The sequence below is a fragment of the Synechococcus sp. CS-1328 genome, from assembly GCF_025128095.1.
Lineage (GTDB): Bacteria > Cyanobacteriota > Cyanobacteriia > PCC-6307 > Cyanobiaceae > CBW1002.
In genome coordinates, this window is the sequence record NZ_JAHLYT010000032.1 from 1 (window position 1) to 19798 (window position 19798).

A 19798-nucleotide genomic window follows, 5' to 3' on the forward strand; every position below is an offset into this window, starting at 1 on the left:
CCTTGAGGAGGCGGCGCGCGCCGCCGTGGGGGTGAGTGGCCCCGATCCCCTGATCGTCACGGCCCGGCTGAAACGCCAGACCCGCATCCGCAGCCTGTTGCCGGAACGGATCGACGGCTTCCCCTGGGCCGGTCACCTTGGCCTGCGCATGTACGAAACCCTGGTGGATGGCCTCGAACCGGGTGTTTCGACCCTGCTGTTCACCAACACCCGCAACCAGGCTGAGCGCTGGCACCAGTGCCTGCGGTATGCCTGCCCGGAGATGGAGGGAGCCCTCGCCCTGCACCACAGCGCCATCGACCGGTCCGAACGGGAGGCGATCGAGAGCGGCGTCAAGAATGCCGAGATCCGCTGGGTGGTCTGCACCAGCTCCCTGGATCTGGGGGTCGACTTCCAGCCGGTGGAGCGGGTGGTGCAGATCGGCAGCGCCAAGAACCTGGCCCGCTTGCTGCAGCGGGCGGGCCGCAGTGCCCATACCCCCGGTGGCATCTCCCAGGTTCTGTTCATGCCCACCAACGCCCTCGAATTGCTGGAGGTCAGTGCGATGCGGCGGGGTCTGGCCGCCGGCCTGGTGGAGCAGCGCCGCCCGCCTGACGCTCCGATCGATGTGCTGCTGCAGCACCTCACCACCCTGGCCTGTGGCCCCGGCTTCAACCCCGAGCAGGAGCTGGCGACCGTTCGCACGGCCTGGAGCTACCGCCAGCTCGATGACGCCACCTGGCAGTGGTGTCTGCGTTTCCTGGAGGACGGGGGGGATTGCCTGGGGGCCTATCCCCGCTACCGCAAGTTGGAGCGGGTAGCCCTTCTCGCCAACGGCATCGATCGCGAACGCCCGGCCAGCCCCACTGCACCCTTCGCCTATGTGGTGTGCGATCCGGCGATCCTGCGCCTGCATCGCCTCCACATCGGCACGATCACCGCCGATCGTGCCGTCACGGTGCGCTTCGTGCGTGGCGCCGTGCTGGGCCACGTGGAGGAGGCGTTCATCTCCCGCCTCAAGCCCGGCGATGTGTTCTTCTTCGCCGGTCGCCAGCTGGAGTTCGTGCGGCTGCGTGAGATGACGGCCCAGGTGAAGGCCAGCAACCGCCGCAGCACCACGGTGCCGGCCTGGGCGGGGGGGCAGATGGCCCTCTCCGATCTGCTCAGTGCTCAGCTGCGAGCCGAGCTGCACCGCTGCGCCGTTGCCCTGGCCCCATCCGACCTGAATCCCGCCGCACGACATCCCGCCGACCTGGGCGCCGGCCGGATCAGCAGCAGTCCGGCAGGTCTCGATACGCCGGAATTACGCGCCCTGGAGCCCCTGTTGCGCCGCCAGGCGGATCTCTCCCATTTGCCCCTGGAGACGGAATTCCTGGTGGAGATCTGCTCCAGCCGCGAGGGTCAGCACCTCTATGCCTACCCCTTTGACGGCCGCTTCGTGCATGAGGGCCTGGGCTTCCTCTGGGCCTGGCGCCTGGCCCGCTGCCAGGCCACCACCTTCACGGTGTCGGTGAATGATTGCGGCTTCGAGTTGCTGGCCCCGCCTGGCTACCCCCTGCTGGAGCTGTTCGAGCTGCAGGCGGAGGAGCTGCTCGACGACACCGCCTTGGAGCGTGATCTGGAGCAGGCGGTGAATCTCTCCGAGCTCTGCCGCCGCCGCTTTCGTTCCATCGCCCAGATTGCGGGGTTGGTGCGCCACGGCTACCCGGGGCAGACCAAAAGCGGTGGCCAGCTGCAGATCAGTGCCGCCCTGCTGTTTGAGGTGTTCGGCCGGCATGAGCCGGACAACCGGCTGCTGGAGCAGGCGTGCCGCGAAGTGATGGGCGAACAGCTCGAGCTGCCCCGGTTGCGCCAGGCTTTGCAGCGCCTGCAGCGCTCCGAGCTGCGCCTGGAAACCCCTCAGCGGCAGGGCCCCCTGGCCTTTCCGCTGCTGGTGGAGCGTCTCAACAGCCGCATGAGCAATGAATCCGTGCTGGAGCGGGTGCGTCGCCTGATCGCCGAGGCTGAGCGGCGCGAAGGCTGATGAAGAGCTGTTCGGTTGGGCAGGTGTTGCCGGTTTCAGTGCACCAGGGCGGTGATACTGGACAAGAGAGAGGAGGCAGGGATGAACGCGGTCGTTGCTGTGATTCCTGTCCCCTTGATTCCTGTGGCCTTGATTGCGATCGCCACGGTTTCCACGGCGGCTACTGCCGCCGCAGCAATTGGCGCGTGTTCAAGTGCAATTGACCTAATCCCTCCCGCTGAAGTTGGTAACGCTGCAGTTGGCTTTGCCGATCGCCAGCTGGGCTGCATCTCCTTTCCGCTGCAGTTCCACCGGTGACTGACAGCCAAGCCGCCTCACCGAAGTCGACCGGAGTTCTGTTCTGGAGGCGGAGGGACTTTCTCTATCAGGGGTTGCCGAAGCTTGTGCTGGCCTTGACCCTGTTGTTCACGGCCGTAGTCGTGGAATCGGTACGGCAGCGGGGGAGTAAGGAGCATCTCCGCCTCGAAAAGGGATTGGGAGGGGACATCCGAGATGCGATCGAACGGCGTTTCGACGTCAACATTGCCCTGCTTTCATCGGTGGTGGGCTTGTTTGATGCATCGCAGACTGTGGAGCGACAGGAATTTGAACAATTCTTCCGCAGGGTCGCAGGAACCGCAGGCAATCTCAGCGGCATTCAAGGAATTGGATTTGCGCGCTTTGTTCCGGCTGATCGGCTGGCCCCCTTCTTGGACGAAATGCGGGCAGAAGGGCGCAATGACTTCCGAATCTTCCCTGAGGGTCGACGTCAGATTTACACCGCAATTGAGTATCTTCAGCCAAATGACTGGCGCAATGAGCGAGCAGTAGGCTATGACATGTATAGCAATTCTGTGCGGCGTGAAGCGATGCAGCGCGCCGTTTTGACGGGTCGGCCGTCTCTGTCGGCGAGAGTTACGCTGCTGCAGGAGGATTCTGAGGATATTCAAGCTGGAGTTCTGATCTATCTGCCCGTTTTCCGTGATGACAATCCTGTGCGCGTCAAGGACGTGGCTTCCCGGGTGAGAGATGGAGAAGCAGAGTTCAGAGATTTACTGGGTTGGGCCTATTCTCCATTGCGAATGACTGATGTGGTCAAAGCAGCGATGACCACAGTCACGAACCCCAATCTCAAGGCAGCCACCTTTGCACTTTTCGACGGCAGCAACGCCAACTCAAGCAACCTGTTGTTCAGTCAGATTCCTCAGCGGTCGGTCATCAACCAGGCGGATCAGCCTGGATATTCTGTTTTGCGGGATGGCTCCTTTTCCACCTTCAGAGTTGGTGGCAGAACCCTTTTGCTTGGTGTTCAACTCGGTCAAACCAGCGGCTGGCTTTGGGGCCTTGATGCCAATGTCTGGATCACCCTGGCCTTTGGCCTGGTCGCCAGCAGCGCGATTAGCGGGATCACGTGGCTGCTTGTTCGCAACCATCGACTGGTGCTCAATCAGCTCAAGATTTCCCAGGCCCTCAACCAGGAACGTGCTCTGGCTGCAACGGTTTTCGAGCAGTCGTCGTATGGGATCAGCATCACCGATCCAGAGGCTCGGGTGGTTGCTTGCAACGAGGCTTATTGCCAGCTCACGGGCTACGGCAGGCATGAATTACTCGGCCGTAACCTGAGTCTGCTCCACTCAGACCGGCATGATCATGCATTCTACCGGCAGCTCTGGGATCATCTTCGGCAGCGCGACCATTGGGAAGGAGAGATCTGGAATCGGCTACGCAATGGCGATGTTCGGCGGCATGAGCTCACCATCAAGGCAGTACGCAATGGCGACGGAAAGTTGATCAACTATGTGGGCATGTTGCACGATGTGAGCGACCGCTACCAGCAGGAGGCGGAGGTTCGCTACCAGGCCCGGCATGACTACCTCACAGGCCTGCCCAACCGCGCCGAGCTGATAGTTCAGATGGATCAGGCCTTGGCCAGGGCCAAGCGCTATGGCGTGCGGGTGGCGCTGGTGTTCCTGGATCTCGATGGCTTCAAGCCCATCAATGATCAGCTCGGCCATGCCACCGGTGATCTTGTGCTCCAGACCGTTGCGAAACGGCTTCAGGTGGTGATCCGCGAAAGCGACACCCTGGCCAGGCAAGGGGGCGATGAATTCGTCTTGCTGATTCCTCAGGCGTCCGATCAGAACGGACTGATGACGTTGGCGCACAAATTGCAGGAGCAGGTGGAGTCGCCCATCCCCGAGCTGGAAGGGCTACCGCTATCCGTGAGCATGGGCATCGCCCTGTTTCCGGATCATGCCGCCAGCGCCGAGGAGCTGCTGCACCTGGCGGATGCGGCCATGTACCAGGCCAAGCAACAACGTCAGGGCTCCAGTGGACATGTCGCCATCGCAACTCCCAACTCTGAGGAGGCGATGGCGTCGCAAAGCTCTGCCTGAGAGGCTGGGCTGAGTCGCTCAGGCCCGTTCGAGCCGTTTGACGATCCAGGTCATCAGGCCGAGCGAGGCCGCCAGAGCAATCAACAGCGCAATGGTCATGGACGACACCAGCAGGTCAGCGGATTATCCCAGTCGCGCTGCCACCCCAGCCCTGCAGGCCGTCTTCGTCTACGGAACGCTGCTGCGGGGCCACCGGAACCATGGCTGGCTGGCCGGGGCTCGGTTTCTGGGCCGGGGCTGCCTCAGTGGAGTCGTTCTCTACGACCTTGGCCCCTTTCCGATGGCCGTTTCATTGGATTGTTGCCCACCGCTCACCACGCTCAGCGCATCCGCGCCGCCATCCGAACCTCCGTCAGCACAGACCTGGGTCATCCATGGGGAGGTGTATGGCGTGAACGGGGATCTGCTTGGCGATCTCGATCGGCTGGAGGGTGTGCCGCGGCTCTACCAGCGCCAGCGGCTTGCCCTGCTGGATGGTCGAGAGGTGTGGGTCTACCTCGGACGGGCCCGGCAGGTACGGCATGTGGCGCCGATTGCCGATGGCCAGTGGCGTGGACCTCGCTCGATGCGGGGGCCGCGGCGCTCATCCTTCAAGCCGCTTGCGCTCAGAGGATTGTTACTCCGGAGTGCATCTGTGGCACTGAGTGGATGGATGGCCTTGACAGGATGGTCGGCGCTGGGCCTTGGTTTCATGCCCAGCCCCGTGCGTGCCGACACTCGCCACGACTGCCAGCTCTGGAAGGCGAGCAGCGGCAGCCAGCGGGTGATCGTGGGCAACCGGCTCGGCGCCGAGCATCTGCTCACCAAGGATCACAAGCTGGCGCAGACCTCCACCGATCAACCCGTGGCGCTCTATCGCCGCAGTGACCTCGAGCGCCTCTGCCGCGGCTATTGATCGTCTAGGCCAATCATCTCCAGCTCCGTCAAGGCAGGATCCGGTTCAGGGCAGGGCCACCAGCCAGCGCCCGCCCGCACCGAGGCTCAGCACCAGCAGCGGACCCAGCAGCCAGCGCCAGCGGTCTGCCTGGCGCAGGCGGCGCTGCAGCACCCACGACCCGACAACACCCACAAGCACCACCAGGCTCTGGCAGAAGGTGATCACGTGCGGATCGGCACTCCAGCCCGGCAGCGCCATTGCCAGGTCTGGCGCCAGCGGCGTCATGCTCACGGGCAGCAGCTGGCCGGCCTCGACCATGCCCAGCGGCAGATAGCGGGCCAGCAGCACCGCCCAGAGCAGGGGCAGCAGGCCGTAGAGCACCCGCTGGCGCCGCAGCGGCACGGCCAGCCAGCGGGTCGCCAGGAAGGCGGCGGCGGGCAGGGCGAGCGCCAGGCTGGCGAAGGCAAGCCGGGGCAGCAACGGTCCGCTCTGCAGCGACAGGGGCGCCAGCGGCAGCCAGCCCAGCAGTTTCGACCAGTAGGTGAGGGTCACGCCACCCGCCAGCACCAGGATCAGGCCGGTCTCGCCGGCCGGTGGCGCCATGCTGCGCTGGATGTCGGCGGCGGGAGGGCGCAGGCGCAGCTGCACCGAGCGGTGCGGGCAGGCCTGGGCGCAGGTGAGGCAGAGCACGCAATTGCGGTTGTCGGCCAGGTGGGCTGGATGGGTGCCTACGGGGCACCCGCTGGTGGCCATCCCCTCGCCTTCGGCGGGGCCGCCCTTGAAGCAGGCGTAGGTGGTGCAGCTGCCACTGCAGGTGCCCACCTGGGCGCGCAGCTCCAGGATCGAGAGCTTGGCGAACAGGCCATTCATGCCCCCCACCGGGCAGAGATAGCGGCACCAGAAGCGTTTCTCGAACAGCAACGAGCAGATCACCGCGCCTGCGGTGATCAACAACAGCAGGCAGCTGCTCAGCCAGGCCGTATTGCGCAGGTCGGCCAGTTCCTCCCAGAGCAGGATCGCCGCAAAGCCCGCCGCCAGAACGGGCGCCGCCCAGCGATCGGTGTCGCCGCGGGGCCAGGGGCGCGGCTTCAGGCCGAAGCGGCGCCCCAGCCGCTGCACGATCTCGCCCCAGACCATGAAGGGGCAGAAGGAACACCAGAGCCGGCCCACCAGGGGGTAACCCAACAGGATCAGCGGCCACCACCAGGCCCAGAACAGATTGAGCCCGCCGTTGCTGGCCCGGTCCTGGGGCCCCAGCCACAGCCAGAGGTTTAAGAGCACGAACACCCAGCTGACCAGGCCGAACAACAGGCCGTTCCAGAGCCGTGGGGATCGCATCAGGTCACGCAGCCTCGGCTTCCAGCGCCAGAGGTCGAAGCGCAGACCCTGATAGCGATGGCTGGGGCCGGTCCAGAACACATCTTCCGGCAATTCAGCCGGCTGTTGGGCGCTGCACTGGCGCAGAGCCCGAGCGATCAGGCCATCGAGTTCGCGCAGGTTGTTGGGGAAGTCGTAGGTCTGCAGGCGCTTCACCACCGTTTCGGAGACCTCCGGTGGCTGCCTCCAGCCGAGCTTGCGGGCCCGCTGCCGCACGCCGTAGCGCAGCCATTCGCCCAGGTCCTGGCGCCGCACCCGCAGGGGCGGAACCCTGATCTGGGCCCCGAGGCCCTCGAAGCCCGGCACCGGTGCCTCGGCGGTGAAGAACACCCGGCCGGCGAAGTGATGCAGAGGGGCCTCGTCGTCAGCCACACGCCAGCTGCCACTGCGGGCCAGCTCCAGCAGGGCCGGCAGCAGCTGCGGGTCAACCAGATCCACCTGGTCGATCAGCAGGGAACCTTCCCCCAAGCAATCGAGCACACTGCCCTCTCCCTGGCCACTGGCTGGACCGAACAGATCCGACCCATCGGGCCGCAGCAGGGCGCCGTTGAAGCGCACAAGCAGGCTGGCGCGGCTGCGTGATCCGAAGTGGATCAGGGCCGCGATGTTGTCCTTCTCCAGGCCCGGTTCGCCGCTGATCAGCACCGCCGGCGCCAGGGGATCGGCCGCCGTTCGGCGGATATCGTCGCGAAGGCGCTGGGCGTAGCGGCTGCTGCCGACGATGCCGCGCCGCACCCGGCCCTGCACGAAGGGTGCCAGTTTCAGCAGGCAGGCGGTGCTGTCGGCCGCGGCGAGAGACGGCGAAGACACGCGAAGGACCCTTGGAAACCATCAGCATGGCCCGATTCGGAGTGGGATGACCCTGCTGCGGTTGAGGGGGGTTCGGGGATGACGGTGTTTCAGTGGGGGCAGCACCAGTTGCTGTTCCTGGGGGGCAAGGCGGTGTGGGATCCGCGGCAGGGCCTGCTGTTTGTGGCCGATCTGCACCTCGGCAAGGCCGAGACTTTCCAGGCCCATGGCATCCCCCTGCCCAGCGACGGCGATGGCGCCACCCTCAATGCCCTGCTGGCCCTGGCCCACCGCTGGCGGCCTCGCCGCGTGGTGGTGCTGGGGGATCTGATCCACAGCCGCCTCGGACTCACCGCCGAGCTGCGCCAGAAGCTGGCCGCCCTGCCCCAGCTGCTGGGCTGCCCGCTGCAGCTGATCGGCGGCAACCACGAACGGGGCAGCTGGATCGATGGGCTGCCCCAGGAGCCCGCCCAGGCGGCAGGGGCCCTCTGGCTCAGCCACGAACCTGATCCGCGGCCGGAGCGGCTCAACCTCTGCGGCCATCTGCATCCGGTGGCGCTGCTGGGCCGGCGTGGTGATCGCCTGCGCTTGCCCTGCTTCGCCTACGACCCCCAGGGGCAGCGGCTGGCTCTTCCGTCCTTCGGGCAGTTGACGGGCGGCTATCCCCGTCCCCCTGGTGAGAGGCTCTGGCTCGTGGCTGATGGGGTGGTTGTTCCGCCTGCGCTCACTCCATCAGCGCTCTGACTCCGCCAACGCTCACTCCACCGCCGCCAGGGCCCGCACCACATCGCCACGGGTGAGCACCCCCACCGGCCGCTGGTCGGCATCGAGCACGAACAGCCGTTGGGTGCTGCTCTCATGCAGTTGCCGCGCCGCGGCGGGCAGGGCCAGATCGGCGGGGCAATGGTGCGGATGGCGGCCCATCACCTCGCCCACGGTGCTGCCGAGCACCTGGTGCACCTGTTTGTCCCATTGCAGAGGATTACGCAGGTAGATCACCGCATCGAGCAGCAGCACATAGGGCCCGGCATCGAAACCGCTCTCGCGCACCATCAGATCCTGCTCGGTGAGCTCACCCACCAGCTCGCCGGCGCTGCCCACCACCGCCAGGGCGCCGATGTGGTGCTGGCTCATCAGCTGCACCGCATCCTGCAGGGGGGTATCGGGGCCCACGCTCAACACCGGCGCGGACATCACTGCGGAGACCGGCTGTTGCACCACGGAGACCAGAACGAACTGCGGCCATTCTGCGGCGGGGAGGGTTCAGGATCGGCCCCACGCCCACATGCCCCCTGCCATGGCCTCCCTCCGGCGCGCTGCCGATGCCCTCACCGTGCTGCGGGCCCTGCTGGGGCTGCCCCTGCTGCTGGCCCTGGCGGCCGGCTGGCAGGGTCTGGCCTGGATCCTGCTGCTGCTGGGTGGCCTCAGCGATGCGGCCGATGGTGCCCTGGCCCGACGGGCCGGCGGCGGGTCGGTGTGGGGCGCCCGCCTCGATCCCCTCACCGACAAGATCCTGATCAGCGCCCCCCTGCTCTGGCTGGGCGCCGCGGGAACCCTGCCGCTCTGGGCCGTGTGGCTGCTGCTGGCCCGCGAGCTGTTGATCTCCGGCTGGCGGGCCGGCCAGAGCAGCGGCGGACCCGCCTCGGCCTCCGGCAAGGCCAAGACGATCCTGCAGTTCGCCTCGCTGCTGCTGCTGCTCTGGCCCGAAACGTGGAGCCTGGCTGGGATCGCCTCGCCGGGGTTGCCCCTTGTGCTGCGGCAGCTGGGCTGGTGGCTGTTCTGGCCCTCTCTGCTGCTGGCCCTCAGTTCAGCCCTGGGCTACCTGGTCAGCCGGCCAGCAGCCGCTCGTCAGAACTGAAATCGGGGCTGGTGGGCATCCGCAGCGCGTAATCGTTCAAGAAGCTGTCGCGGAGGCACTGATCCAGGTCGTGGGCCGGGCTCCAGGCCAGTTCGGAGCAGACCCGGTGGATGTCGGTGAGGAAATGGTTGAGGCGCAGCGGAAAGGCCTTGCGCGCCTTGGGATCGAGACCGGCCGGATCGAAGCTGCGGATCGCCACGGCGGCTGGATCCTTGCCACAGGCGCGGGCGGCCGCCTCCACCAATCCGGCGAAGGTGACGCCCTTGGCGCCGGTGCAGTTGTAGATGCGGTTGGTGGCCGCCTCCACCTCGATGCAGCGGGCCATGGCGGCGGCGAGATCGTTGACGTGGCCCAGCTGGGTGATGGTGCTGCCATCGCCGGGCAGCGGCACCGGCCGATCGTGCACGATCCGATCAAAGAACCAGCTCTCGACAGGGTTGTAGTTGCCGGGGCCCACGATGTAAGTGGGCCGGAAGCTGGTGAAGGGAATGCCCTGCTGCCGCAGCCACGTTTCGGTGTCGGCCTTGCCGGCGTGTCGGCTGGCCGGATCGGTGGGGGAGTCCTCGTCGAGGGGCCACTGGGCGCTGTCGGCGTAGACGCCGGCGGAGCTCACATACACGAAGCGTTGGCCTGGCGCACCGGTGCGTTCGATCACGGCACTGGAATCGCTGAGCGTGCGGCCGGAACTGTCGACGATCACCTCGAAGCTGCGCTCCCGCAGCTGGTCCAGGCTGGCCGGGTCGGTGCGATCACCCACCAGGTGCTCCACCCCGGCCGGCACCGTATTCCTGCCGCGGGTGAACAGGGTGAGCGCATGGCCGGAGGCGATCAACTGCTCCACCAGGGGCTTGCCTACGAACCGGGTTCCGCCCATCACCAGGATCTTCACGGCCGCATCACCAGGAACTGGCGCCATTGTGCTGGGCCCGTTGCCTCCGCCCGCGGACTCCAGAGCTGGCTCAGGTCTCAGCGAAGCGGTGACGGATGGTCTCCACCTGGTCGCTCTGGCTGCGCACCACCGCGACACAGTCGGGATCCAGACTGCCCTCGCTGACCAACCGCTCGAGTTCCGTCAGGGCTTGCTCCACCGACCAGGGCTTTTTGTAAGGCCGAAGACTGGTGAGGGCATCCAGGACATCGGCCACGGCCACGATGCGCGCCTCGATCGGAATCTCCTCAGCCCTGAGGCCAGCGGGATAGCCCGATCCGTCGAGGCGCTCGTGATGGCCGGCCACGATGTTGCGCATCACGATCGAATCGGCCAGTTCCTCCAGGGCGAACTGGCCGATGATGCGTTCCAGGATGGCGACACCCTTGGTCACGTGGGTCTTCATGATCTCCCGTTCGGCATCATCGAGACGTCCGGGCTTGAGCAGAATGCTGTCTGGGATACCGATCTTGCCGATGTCGTGCAGGGGGGCGAACAGGAACACGTGCTCGACGAACTCATCGCTCAGGCTGAACTGCGGGGCCACGCCTTTGGCAATCAGGCGGCAGTAATGCGCCATGCGTTCGAGATGGGTGCCGGTCTCGAAATCGCGCAGCTGGGCAAAATCCCGTGCCACGCTGGCGGAAGCGAGTAACGAGCGGACCACACCGATCTCCTGGGAGATCGTCATGTTGATCAGCTTCGAGAACAGGGCGAGATTGCGCTGTACTTCCGGGGTGAAAGCCGCCGTCTGGCAGGAGTCGTAGAAGAGGAATCCGATGAAATTGGCATTGTCGAACAGTGGAAGTGTTAACGAGGATCGATAGTCTTGCTCCAGTAACCACTTGGAGTGCTGGTTGCCTGCCTGGATCGTGCTGGGGATGTCGTCAATCACGCGGTGCTGCCGGGTTCGGACTAACTCGCTCAGGGATCTGCTGCCGGCCAGCGGGAATTCATAGGCCGCAATCGCTGCGCCGCTGCGGGTGCTGTTGATGAATGTCTTCAGCAGATCAGTGGCTGGGTCGTAGAGAGCACAGGCGATCCGATCAATGGTCGGCACCAGATCCAGGAGCTGCTGATGCAATTGCTCCAGCCGTTGGGTGAGCGCATTCCCCGCACTCTGCAGATGCAGGGGCAACCCAGGCAGAGGGGGATGACTCTCTTGTGGCTGAACCTCTTGTGGCTGAACCTCTTGCGGCTGACCCTGTTGTGGTTGAACCTCGTTCGACGACGAGGCCCCAGGGACGGGAGTGGGGGTGGACGTCATCAGTGGTACCAGCGCCGGTCCAGTGGGGCAACCGCCCAGGCCGACTGTTGCAGCATGGCTCACCAGACGGCTCTGAGGCCATCGGACCCTGAGCCCATCGGAAGCCGGCAGGGTTCGCCAGGATGACGTTCTGTTCAGCGGTGATCGCCGCCGCGACGAAGCCTTTGGATTCCCTTTCCGCTACTGATCCATCGGGTCTGCCGGATGGGGCGACCCTCGAAGAGCTGGAACGCCGCAGCCGCCGCCAGGGCAGTGGCCTCGGCGCGCCCCAGCTCCAGGCCTGCTGGTGTCTGCAGAGCGTCTGGCGCAAGGGTCAGCAGACCCCGGATCGTCTGACGAGCGCCCTGCTGCAGCTGCTGGGGGCACGGCTGGAAATCCGCAGCGCCGCGCCTGCGCATGACTCTGCGGCCGCGTCTGAGGTCGTGGATCCATCCCCCCTGCTGCTCACCAATGCGGTGCGTCTGGGGCGATTGGAGCTGCGCTTCAGCGGCCAGGGTGCCTTGGTGGGAGTGCGGCCCCTGCTCCGTTTCAGCTTCAACCGGCTGGAACTCGGCTGCTTGGAGGCCAACGGAGGGTTCCGGCCGCTGTGGAGTCGCCCTCTGCCGGAAGGTGGTGAGACCCGGCGCTTGCCCTTCTTCGCCCTGATCGCCGCCGAGTCGGACTGGCTCGCGGCCCGGGGCCGCGGCGGCGGCCTGGCGCTGTGGCGGCGATGACACCACAGCCAAGGGGGCGCGGGGCTGGCCGGCGGCGCCTGGCCCAGCAGTGGACGGCCCAGGACAGGAGCCTGGCCCGCAGCCAGGGCTATCGCCACTTCTCCCTGGTGGGTCGGCGGGGCCGGGCGCGCGATCCGATCGCCGCCTGTGCAGCCGAACTGGAGGCGGTGCTGCAGCCCGGCTTCCGGCTGCTGGTGCCGTTGCCGGAGCTGCACGACCCCAGCCTCTGGTGCAGCGGCTGGCTGTCCCTGCCCTCCAGGGAAGATGGGACCAGTCAGCGCCGCCCCATGCAGATCCTCCCCGCCATCGACCTGCTGGATGGTCAGTGCGTGCGGCTGCACCAGGGCGACTACGACCAGGTGACCCGCTTCAGCGACGACCCCGTGGCCCAGGCCCTCGCCTGGCAGCGCCAGGGAGCGGAGCGGCTGCATCTGGTCGATCTCGACGGCGCCCGCTCCGGCGAGCCGGTCAACGATGGGGCCGTCAAGGCGATCACCGCCGCCCTCGACATCCCGGTGCAGCTTGGCGGCGGCGTGCGCTCGCTGGAACGGGCGGAGGAGCTGCTGGCCTGTGGTCTGGATCGGGTGATTCTGGGAACGGTGGCGATCGAGCAGCCGGAGCTGGTGCTGCGCCTGGCGGAGCGCCATCCCGGTCGCATCGTGGTGGGCATTGATGCCAAGGACGGCAAGGTCGCCACCCGCGGCTGGATTGAGGAGAGCACCGTGGAGGCCACGGCCCTGGCGCAGAGCTTCGCCGGCAGCGGCATCGCCGCGATCATCAGCACCGATATCGCCACCGATGGCACCCTGGCGGGCCCGAACCTGGAGGCCCTGCGTGCCATGGCGGACGCCAGCCCGGTGCCGGTGATCGCCTCCGGTGGCATCGGCTGCCTCGAGCATGTGCTGTCGCTGCTGCCGCTGCAGGCCCTGGGGGTGGAGGGCGTGATCGTGGGCCGGGCCCTTTACGACGGGCGCCTCAGCCTCGCTGACGCGCTGCAGGCGGTCGGTGACGGGCGGCTGCAGGATGTGCCTCCGCTGGGGGCGCCGCTGGGCTTCGGTGGTGGCGTCGTCGCCTGAACCGCTGCCGCCCCCCTATAACAGAGCCATATCCACTTCGCTTGACCCGTGGTCGCCGCCCCCGCCGAATCCGTCGCTCCGGCACCGGTCAGGCTGGCTGATGCCGAGGTGGCCTGCGGCTCCGCTGATGCCTTGGCGGCCTGCGGCACGACCGAGGATCCTCGCGTCCATCAGGGAGATCCACCCCTGCCAGGCAGCGTGGACGATGTATATCAGCGTTGCCGCGATCTTGGGATGCGCCTCAGTCGCCAGCGGCGCATGGTGCTGGATCTGCTCTGGGCCGAACGGGATCACCTCAGCGCCCGCGACATCTTTGAAAAGCTGAACGATCTGGGTCGCAACATCGGCCATACCTCCGTCTATCAGAACCTTGAGGCGCTGCAATCGGCCGGGGTGATCGAATGCCTCGACCGCGCCAATGGCCGGCTCTATGGCTATCGCGCTGACCCCCACAGCCATCTCACCTGCAGCGAGACCGGCACCATCCAGGACCTGGATGTGGTGCTGCCCGAGGCCCTGGTTCGCCAGATCGAAGAACTCACCGGATTCGCGATCGAGTCGTACACCCTGCATCTCACCGGACGGCCGCGCCGCTGAGTCCGGTCAGAGCACACGGTCCGTTCATCCGGTCAAATCGCCACACCTCTGGAGTTCTGAGGGAGTGATCGTTACCTTGGGCCCACTCCGTGTCCCTGGGCGTGCGTTCCACATCGGGCTCGTCGCCCCCTGACTCCGATCCACCCCCTGCCAATTCCCGTTCCGGGAATCAAAGGTCTGCAGCTCCGCAACTGCTGCTGTTTGCCGATCCCCTGCTGCGCCACGGGCTGGCTCAGTTGCTCAGCGGTGAGCCCAGTGGCTACCGGGTAGCCCTGACTGCCGATGCGCTCCAGGGTGCGCCGCAGCTGATCCTGTGGTGCCTGGCGGCCCCCTTGCCCGCACCTGAGCTGTTGCTGGCCGAAGTGCAGCAATTGCAGGAGCGCTGGCAGCCGGCACCGATCCTGCTGACCCTGCCCGCCGGGGCCACCGATCGGCGGGACCGCTGGCTGGCCCTGCCGGTGCAGGGTCTGCTGCAGGAGCCTGATCACGACGCTCTGCTGGAGGCGATCACCACCCTGCTGGCGGGCGGCCGGGTGGTGCACCTTGATGCCAGCGGCAGCGCAGCGGCGGCACCGCCGAGCAGCGCGCCGGTGCTGGGGCTTGGGCAGTGGTTGCTGCTCAGCGGGCTGCAGCAGATCGATGCGGATCTGGCCCTCTGCGCCCACCTGCTCGATCCGCCGCCGCAGAGCCTCTTGCAGCAACTGCTGCTGGAGGGTCGCCAGCGGGAGCTGCGGGCCGCCCGGCAGTTGCTGCTCTGGATCTGGGCGCCGGCCCAGCTGGCCTGGAGCCAGGAGATTCCGGAGCTGCCCTCTCCCCCCGCCGAGGCCAGCAGCACGGCCCTGACCCGTCGTCCGAGCACCAACCTGACCCTGCGCCAGCGGGATGCCAGCAGCGTCTGGCAGGCGATCCGCGGCCGCCTGCAGGAAACCTGCCGCGCCGAGCTGGCCAACCGCAGTGGGCTGCTGCTGGCCCTGGAAGGGCTCAGCCCCAGCCGCCGTGAAGACCTGCTGCTGGCCCTGCTGGAGCAGTTCGACCGCCTGCGGCTGCGCCTGATGCAGGACAACCAGCGCGGTGTGGCGCTGCAGGACAGCTGGCGGACCTGGCAGGCGGAGCTGCGCCGAGAGGCCCTGCGCTGCATGGCCGGCACCTACGTGCAATTGCCCTGTGATGGCAGCCTCCGTCCCGTGGCCGACACCCTGCTGGCCAGTGCGGCGCTCACGGACGACGACCCGGAACTGCCCGATCCCCAGCCGATGCTGGTCAGCCTGGTGCAGGCCAAGCCGGTGATGGTGGACGGTCGGCTGCTGCCGCCGGATGAACCGCTGGCGCTGCTCCATCTGGAACTGCTGGTGAGCAACTGGCTGGTGCGCAGCGCCGAGCTGATCTGCCTCGATGTGCTGGCCTGCTGCGGCGCCTGGCCGGAACTGCGCCGCTATCTGCTGCGGCCCGAACTGCTCTCGACCCGCAATCTGGAGCGGTTGCGCAACCGCCTCAGTGCCCAGCAGCGCTGGAGCGAGTGGTTTGAGCGGCCGGTGCTGCTCTACGAAAGCCGGCGGCAGCTGTTCCGGCTCGACCAGGGCACCATCGACACCCTGGCGCTCACTGAGCCCCGCGACCAGGAACTGCGCCGGCTGGGCTGGTGGCAGCAGTTGGTCACCCTGGCGCTGGAGGGCCGCGATGCCCTCGCTCCGCAGCTGCAGGCCCTGCTGAGGCGCCTCGGCGATCTTGTGGTGGTGCTGCTCACCCAGGTGGTGGGTCGCGGTCTGGGCCTGATCGGCCGCGGCATCCTGCAGGGCATGGGCCGCAGTGTGGGCCGCAGCTGATCTCCCCGCTGGGGTGGCCAGGTCGGTGCAGACGGGCGCGCGTCACAATGGCGCCACCTGACCCATCCCCGTTGTTGTCTTCGGCCCTGCTTCCTGTTCTGCGGCGCGCCTTCACCCGGCTGGTGGCGCTGGTGCTGCTCAGCCTCGGCCTGATCGCCCTGCCTGCCGGAGCCCAGGCCTCGCTCACCAACGACAACTACGACGGCAACATCTACGCCCTCTACGCCGGCAACGGGTCGCTGGTTCCACCCCGCAACACCTTGGCGGACGCCCTGGCGGCACATCGGCCGTCGGTGGTGATCTATTACCTCGACGATTCGGCCGCCAGCAAGCAGTTTTCGCCGGTGGTGTCGGAGCTGCAGCGGCTCTGGGGCAACAACATTGACCTGCTGCCCCTGGTGACCGATCCGCTCCAGAACCGCCCCGATGGCGGCAGCAGCGATCCGGCCCACTACTGGAAGGGAACCGTGCCCCAGGTGGTGGTACTGGATGGAGATGGCACGGTGCTGCTCGACGCCGCCGGCCAGGTGAACCTCGAGGCGATCAACGAAGCCGTGAGCCGTGCCACCGGGATCGCCCTGCCGGAAGGGAAGGCCACCAGCACCACCGTCAGCTTCAACGAACTCAATGCTGAGGTGGTGACCAGCCGCTGAGGGTTGCCAGACCCCTGCTCAGTGTCTGAATCCAGCCCCAGCCCAAGTCGTGCCCCCGTCTCTGCCCCAGATCGTGCCCCCGTCTTCGCCTCTGTCCCCGTCCCAGCCCGGTGATGCCGCTATCCGGATCGAGACCGACAGCCGGATCGAAACCGACAGCCTTGGGGAGGTGGCGGTTCCGGCCGACCATCTCTGGGGAGCCCAGACCCAGCGATCCTTGCGCTACTTCGGCTTCGGCCAGGCCATGCCCCTGGAGGTGGTGCATGCCTTCGGCCAGCTCAAGGCCGCCTGTGCCGAGGTGAACCGCGAGGAGGGCAAGCTTGCCGCCGATCTGGCGGAGCGGATCGTGGCGGCCGCCGAGGTGGTGGCCAGTGGCGAGCTGGATGGCGAGTTTCCGCTGCGGGTGTGGCAGACCGGCTCCGGCACCCAGACCAACATGAACGTCAACGAGGTGATCGCCAACCTGGCGATCAGGGCCGCTGGCGGTGTGCTGGGCAGCAAGAGTCCGGTGCATCCCAATGATCACGTCAACCTCAGCCAGTCGAGCAACGACACCTTCCCCACGGCCCTGCACATCGCCGTGGTGATCGGCCTCGAACGCCGGCTGAGGCCGGCCCTGCAGGCCCTGATCGAGGCGCTGCGGGCCAAGGCCGAGGCCTATGCGGGCGTGATCAAGATCGGTCGCACCCATCTGCAGGATGCGGTGCCACTTGGCCTGGGCCAGGAGTTCGGCGGCTACGTGGCCCAGCTGGAGCTGGGGCTGGAGAGCCTCAAGGCCACCCTGCCCCAGGTGCGCCAGCTGGCGATCGGTGGCACCGCCGTGGGCACGGGGCTGAACGCCCCGCGGGGCTACGGCGAGAAGGTGGCGGCGCGCCTCAGTGAGCGGATCGGCCTGCCCTTCACCAGCGCCCCCAACAAGTTCCAGGCCCTGGCGGGCCACGAACCCCTGGCCGCCGCCCATGGCGCCCTCACGGTGCTGGCCGGCAGCCTGATGAAGATCGCCAACGACATCCGCTGGCTCGGCAGCGGCCCCCGCTGCGGCCTGGGCGAACTGATCCTGCCCGAAAACGAGCCGGGATCCTCGATCATGCCCGGCAAGGTGAACCCCACCCAGTGCGAGAGCCTCACCATGGTGGCGGTGCAGGTGATGGGCAACAACACCGCGGTGCAGATGGCGGCCAGCCAGGGCAATTTCGAGCTGAATGTGTTCAAACCCCTGATTGCCCACAACGTGCTGGAAAGCCTTGATCTGCTGGCGGGCGCCTGCTCCAGCTTCCGGGAGCACTGCATCGAAGGGCTTCGGCCAGATCTTGCCCGAATCGAAACGCTGTTGGATCAGAGCCTGATGCTGGTCACGGCCCTCACCCCGGCGATTGGCTACGACCGGGCCTGCGCCATCGCCAAACATGCCCACCAGCAGCAGCTCAGCCTGCGGGAAGCGGCACTGGTGCTCGGCGACCTCACGGCCGAGGAGTTCGACCACTGGGTGAAGCCTGATCGGATGGTGTGATCGTCAGGCCTTACACCCTGGAAACGATCACGAACAAACACCACGGTTGATCCAGGGGGGATGGCAGCAGGCCGCTTCGTCAGAAAGCCGTCTATTCAGAAAGCCGTCTATTCAGAAAGCCGTCTGCCGAATTATGACGGATTACAAATCTTCAGGACCTCCTGGTTCGATTGCTCTGTTTGAGGGCAGAGGCATGTCTATGTTGATCGTGATGGTCTCGGGGGCCTGGAAGCAGGCAAACCAACGATGGCTAAAGGAGTAGAACGGGACGATTCCAATGCGATGATGGCAGCCATCGATCGCTCGAACGCGGTTGCTACCTTCTCTATGGATGGCGAGATTCTTTCGGCCAATGAGAACTTCCTGAACTTCCTGGGCTACAAGCTTAATGAGATCCTCGGCAAACACCATAGGATCTTCCTGGATGCCACCTATGCGAAGACCAAGGATTACAAAGACTTCTGGAACCGCCTCTCCCAGGGAGATTTCGTTCGCGGGGAATTCAAGCGACTTGGCAAAGGTGGCAAAGAAGTCTGGCTACAGGCCACCTACACACCGGTGAAGGATAGCAATGGGGAAGTCGTCAAGGTCGTGAAGATTGCTTCTGATGTCAGCGAGGCCAAGCTGATCTCAAGCAACAATGCCGGCATGATCGCTGGTATTGAGAAAGCGATGGCCGTGGTCGAATTCAAGCCTGATGGAACGATTCTTGCCGCCAACCAGGTCTTTGCCGACTTAACAGGTTACTCTCTTGCGGAAATCAAAGGGTTGCACCACAGGATAATGGTTGACCCCGATTATGCCCAGTCAGAGGAGTATACTGAGTTTTGGAGAAGCGTGTCATCCGGCGTCATCCAGCATGGCAGGTTCAGGCGCATCACGAAGGATGGCGACGACATATGGCTGCAGTCGACCTACACCCCCATCTTCAATCCTGATGGTGAACTGATCAAGATTGTCAAGTTCGCCTATGATGTGACCACTTCTGTGCGTCAATCCAAGGAGCTTGAGCTGGCTTTGGAGGAGTCCCACAGAGCCAAGGAGCTTGAGATAGCGCTCGCCAAAGTCAACGAAGCTGAGAAGGCAAGACGAGAGATGGATCTCGCCATCCAGGAAATATCCACACCGGTCACACCGATCTGGGAAGGAATCCTGCTTTTGCCACTTGTGGGAATTCTCGACTCTACGAGAGCCTCTTCCATCATGACAAAGTCTTTGGAGATGATTTCTCAGAAACGAGCCAAGATCTTCGTTCTGGACATCAGCGGCGTTGCCACAGTCGATACCGCTGTAGCGAACCAGTTGATCAAGATCACCAAAGCAACTCAGCTCATGGGCTGTGATGCGATTATTTCAGGTCTTTCCCCTGCCATTGCCAGAACCATCGTCGAGCTCGGCGTGAACGTGGGTGAGATCCGCACCACGGCCACCCTGCGAGATGCCTTCGAAACAGCTCTCACCAGCCTGGGTCATCGGATCGGCCAATCAATCCAGGACGACAGTGTGAAGTCCCTTGCCCTTCGCTGAAACTGCCGCGCAGAGAGGGAACGTGATCATGGCCGCCGAAACCTGGGAATCCAGCATCGCCATCACGAGAGTCCAGAAGAATCTGATCGTGACCATGCAGCCTGATCTGGATTCACGCCAGTTCCATCAACTCAGCGAGAGGCTTGGTGAGCAGGTGGAAAAGGAAAAGACTTTGGCTGTTATCTTAGACTTCTCTACAGTCGATCTGCTCAGTTTTACTGAGTTTGAGCGGATTCGCTCTCTGCTGCTGTCTCTGAACCTGTTGGGCAGTGAAGTTGCAATTGCCAGCCTGTGTACCACGATCGTGGTTTACCTTGCCGAAGCAGAAGTTGTCCCATCCGAGATTCACTTCTTTATCAGTCTGGATGATGCTATAAAGTTCTTCGTGAAGCGGTGAGATAGTAACGATGGCAACCTCTGCGATGG

At 65.5% G+C, this 19798-nt stretch carries 18 protein-coding genes and 1 pseudogene; 15 read left to right on the forward strand and 4 right to left on the reverse strand.

Going from position 1 to position 19798, the window contains the following annotated elements:
- The 4 genes from KQ310_RS05440 to KQ310_RS05455 form a co-directional block, all read left to right on the forward strand.
- Positions 1-2002, forward strand: a 2002-nt coding sequence (locus tag KQ310_RS05440) for a helicase-related protein (RefSeq protein ID WP_259720757.1), incomplete at its 5' end; no start/stop codon positions are given.
- Between the two features lie 81 nt (positions 2003-2083).
- A complete protein-coding gene (locus KQ310_RS05445) occupies positions 2084-2299 on the forward strand; it encodes a hypothetical protein (protein ID WP_259720758.1) in 216 nt (71 codons plus the stop codon).
- Positions 2300-2394: 95 nt separating this feature from the next.
- Positions 2395-4377, forward strand: coding sequence for a CHASE domain-containing protein (locus KQ310_RS05450; protein WP_259720759.1), 1983 nt, complete (start codon positions 2395-2397; stop codon positions 4375-4377).
- A 97-nt stretch (positions 4378-4474) separates the two neighbouring features.
- On the forward strand, positions 4475-5272 hold the full coding sequence (locus tag KQ310_RS05455; protein WP_259720760.1) for a gamma-glutamylcyclotransferase: 798 nt from the start codon (positions 4475-4477) through the stop codon (positions 5270-5272).
- Positions 5273-5317: 45 nt separating this feature from the next.
- Here the strand turns inward: KQ310_RS05455 and KQ310_RS05460 are convergent, their stop codons facing one another.
- Positions 5318-7441 carry a 4Fe-4S binding protein gene (locus KQ310_RS05460; RefSeq protein WP_259720761.1) on the reverse strand — a complete coding sequence of 708 codons (2124 nt, stop codon included), beginning with the start codon at positions 7439-7441 and terminating at the stop codon, positions 5318-5320.
- A gap of 78 nt (positions 7442-7519) precedes the next feature.
- Here KQ310_RS05460 and pdeM point away from each other — a divergent pair, with 78 nt between their 5' ends.
- Positions 7520-8164 (forward strand): ligase-associated DNA damage response endonuclease PdeM, encoded by a 645-nt coding sequence (gene pdeM, locus KQ310_RS05465; RefSeq protein ID WP_259720762.1) that lies wholly within the window; start codon positions 7520-7522, stop codon positions 8162-8164.
- Positions 8165-8176: 12 nt separating this feature from the next.
- Here the strand turns inward: pdeM and KQ310_RS05470 are convergent, their stop codons facing one another.
- Positions 8177-8614, reverse strand: a complete 438-nt coding sequence (locus KQ310_RS05470) for a CBS domain-containing protein (RefSeq protein WP_259720763.1) — start codon at positions 8612-8614, stop codon at positions 8177-8179.
- Between the two features lie 103 nt (positions 8615-8717).
- Between KQ310_RS05470 and KQ310_RS05475 the strand changes: the two genes are divergently transcribed.
- On the forward strand, positions 8718-9278 hold the full coding sequence (locus KQ310_RS05475) for a CDP-alcohol phosphatidyltransferase family protein (RefSeq protein WP_259720764.1): 561 nt from the start codon (positions 8718-8720) through the stop codon (positions 9276-9278).
- On the opposite strand, the gene KQ310_RS05480 is transcribed toward KQ310_RS05475, so the two are convergent.
- Together KQ310_RS05480 and KQ310_RS05485 are read right to left on the reverse strand one after the other, a co-directional pair.
- Positions 9247-10167 carry an NAD-dependent epimerase/dehydratase family protein gene (locus tag KQ310_RS05480; protein WP_259720780.1) on the reverse strand — a complete coding sequence of 307 codons (921 nt, stop codon included), beginning with the start codon at positions 10165-10167 and terminating at the stop codon, positions 9247-9249. The two genes, KQ310_RS05475 and KQ310_RS05480, sit on opposite strands and share 32 nt — an antisense overlap.
- Before the next feature lie 70 nt (positions 10168-10237).
- Positions 10238-11344: an HD-GYP domain-containing protein gene (locus tag KQ310_RS05485; protein ID WP_259720765.1), complete on the reverse strand. Its 1107-nt coding sequence runs from the start codon at positions 11342-11344 to the stop codon at positions 10238-10240.
- A 293-nt stretch (positions 11345-11637) separates the two neighbouring features.
- On the opposite strand from KQ310_RS05485, the gene KQ310_RS05490 reads away from it, so the two are divergent.
- From KQ310_RS05490 to KQ310_RS05530, 9 genes and pseudogenes are all read left to right on the forward strand, one after another.
- Positions 11638-12186: a hypothetical protein gene (locus KQ310_RS05490; protein ID WP_259720766.1), complete on the forward strand. Its 549-nt coding sequence runs from the start codon at positions 11638-11640 to the stop codon at positions 12184-12186.
- A pseudogene (locus KQ310_RS05495) lies at positions 12183-12416 on the forward strand (TIGR02450 family Trp-rich protein); the annotation flags it as partial. The gene KQ310_RS05490 and the pseudogene KQ310_RS05495, both read left to right, overlap by 4 nt.
- Positions 12417-12473: 57 nt before the next feature.
- Complete coding sequence (gene hisA / locus KQ310_RS05500; protein WP_259720781.1) at positions 12474-13262, forward strand: 1-(5-phosphoribosyl)-5-[(5-phosphoribosylamino)methylideneamino]imidazole-4-carboxamide isomerase; 789 nt, start codon at positions 12474-12476, stop codon at positions 13260-13262.
- A 234-nt stretch (positions 13263-13496) separates the two neighbouring features.
- Positions 13497-13859, forward strand: a complete 363-nt coding sequence (locus KQ310_RS05505; protein ID WP_259720782.1) for a Fur family transcriptional regulator — start codon at positions 13497-13499, stop codon at positions 13857-13859.
- A gap of 89 nt (positions 13860-13948) precedes the next feature.
- Positions 13949-15682 carry a DUF3685 domain-containing protein gene (locus tag KQ310_RS05510; RefSeq protein WP_259720767.1) on the forward strand — a complete coding sequence of 578 codons (1734 nt, stop codon included), beginning with the start codon at positions 13949-13951 and terminating at the stop codon, positions 15680-15682.
- 47 nt (positions 15683-15729) lie between these two features.
- A complete protein-coding gene (locus KQ310_RS05515; RefSeq protein ID WP_399237719.1) occupies positions 15730-16335 on the forward strand; it encodes a thylakoid membrane photosystem I accumulation factor in 606 nt (201 codons plus the stop codon).
- A 127-nt stretch (positions 16336-16462) separates the two neighbouring features.
- Positions 16463-17845, forward strand: a complete 1383-nt coding sequence (fumC, locus tag KQ310_RS05520) for a class II fumarate hydratase (protein WP_259720783.1) — start codon at positions 16463-16465, stop codon at positions 17843-17845.
- Between the two features lie 246 nt (positions 17846-18091).
- Positions 18092-19372, forward strand: a complete 1281-nt coding sequence (locus tag KQ310_RS05525) for a PAS domain S-box protein (protein WP_259720769.1) — start codon at positions 18092-18094, stop codon at positions 19370-19372.
- A gap of 28 nt (positions 19373-19400) precedes the next feature.
- Positions 19401-19769: an STAS domain-containing protein gene (locus tag KQ310_RS05530; RefSeq protein WP_259720770.1), complete on the forward strand. Its 369-nt coding sequence runs from the start codon at positions 19401-19403 to the stop codon at positions 19767-19769.
- Positions 19770-19798: the final 29 nt, after the last annotated feature.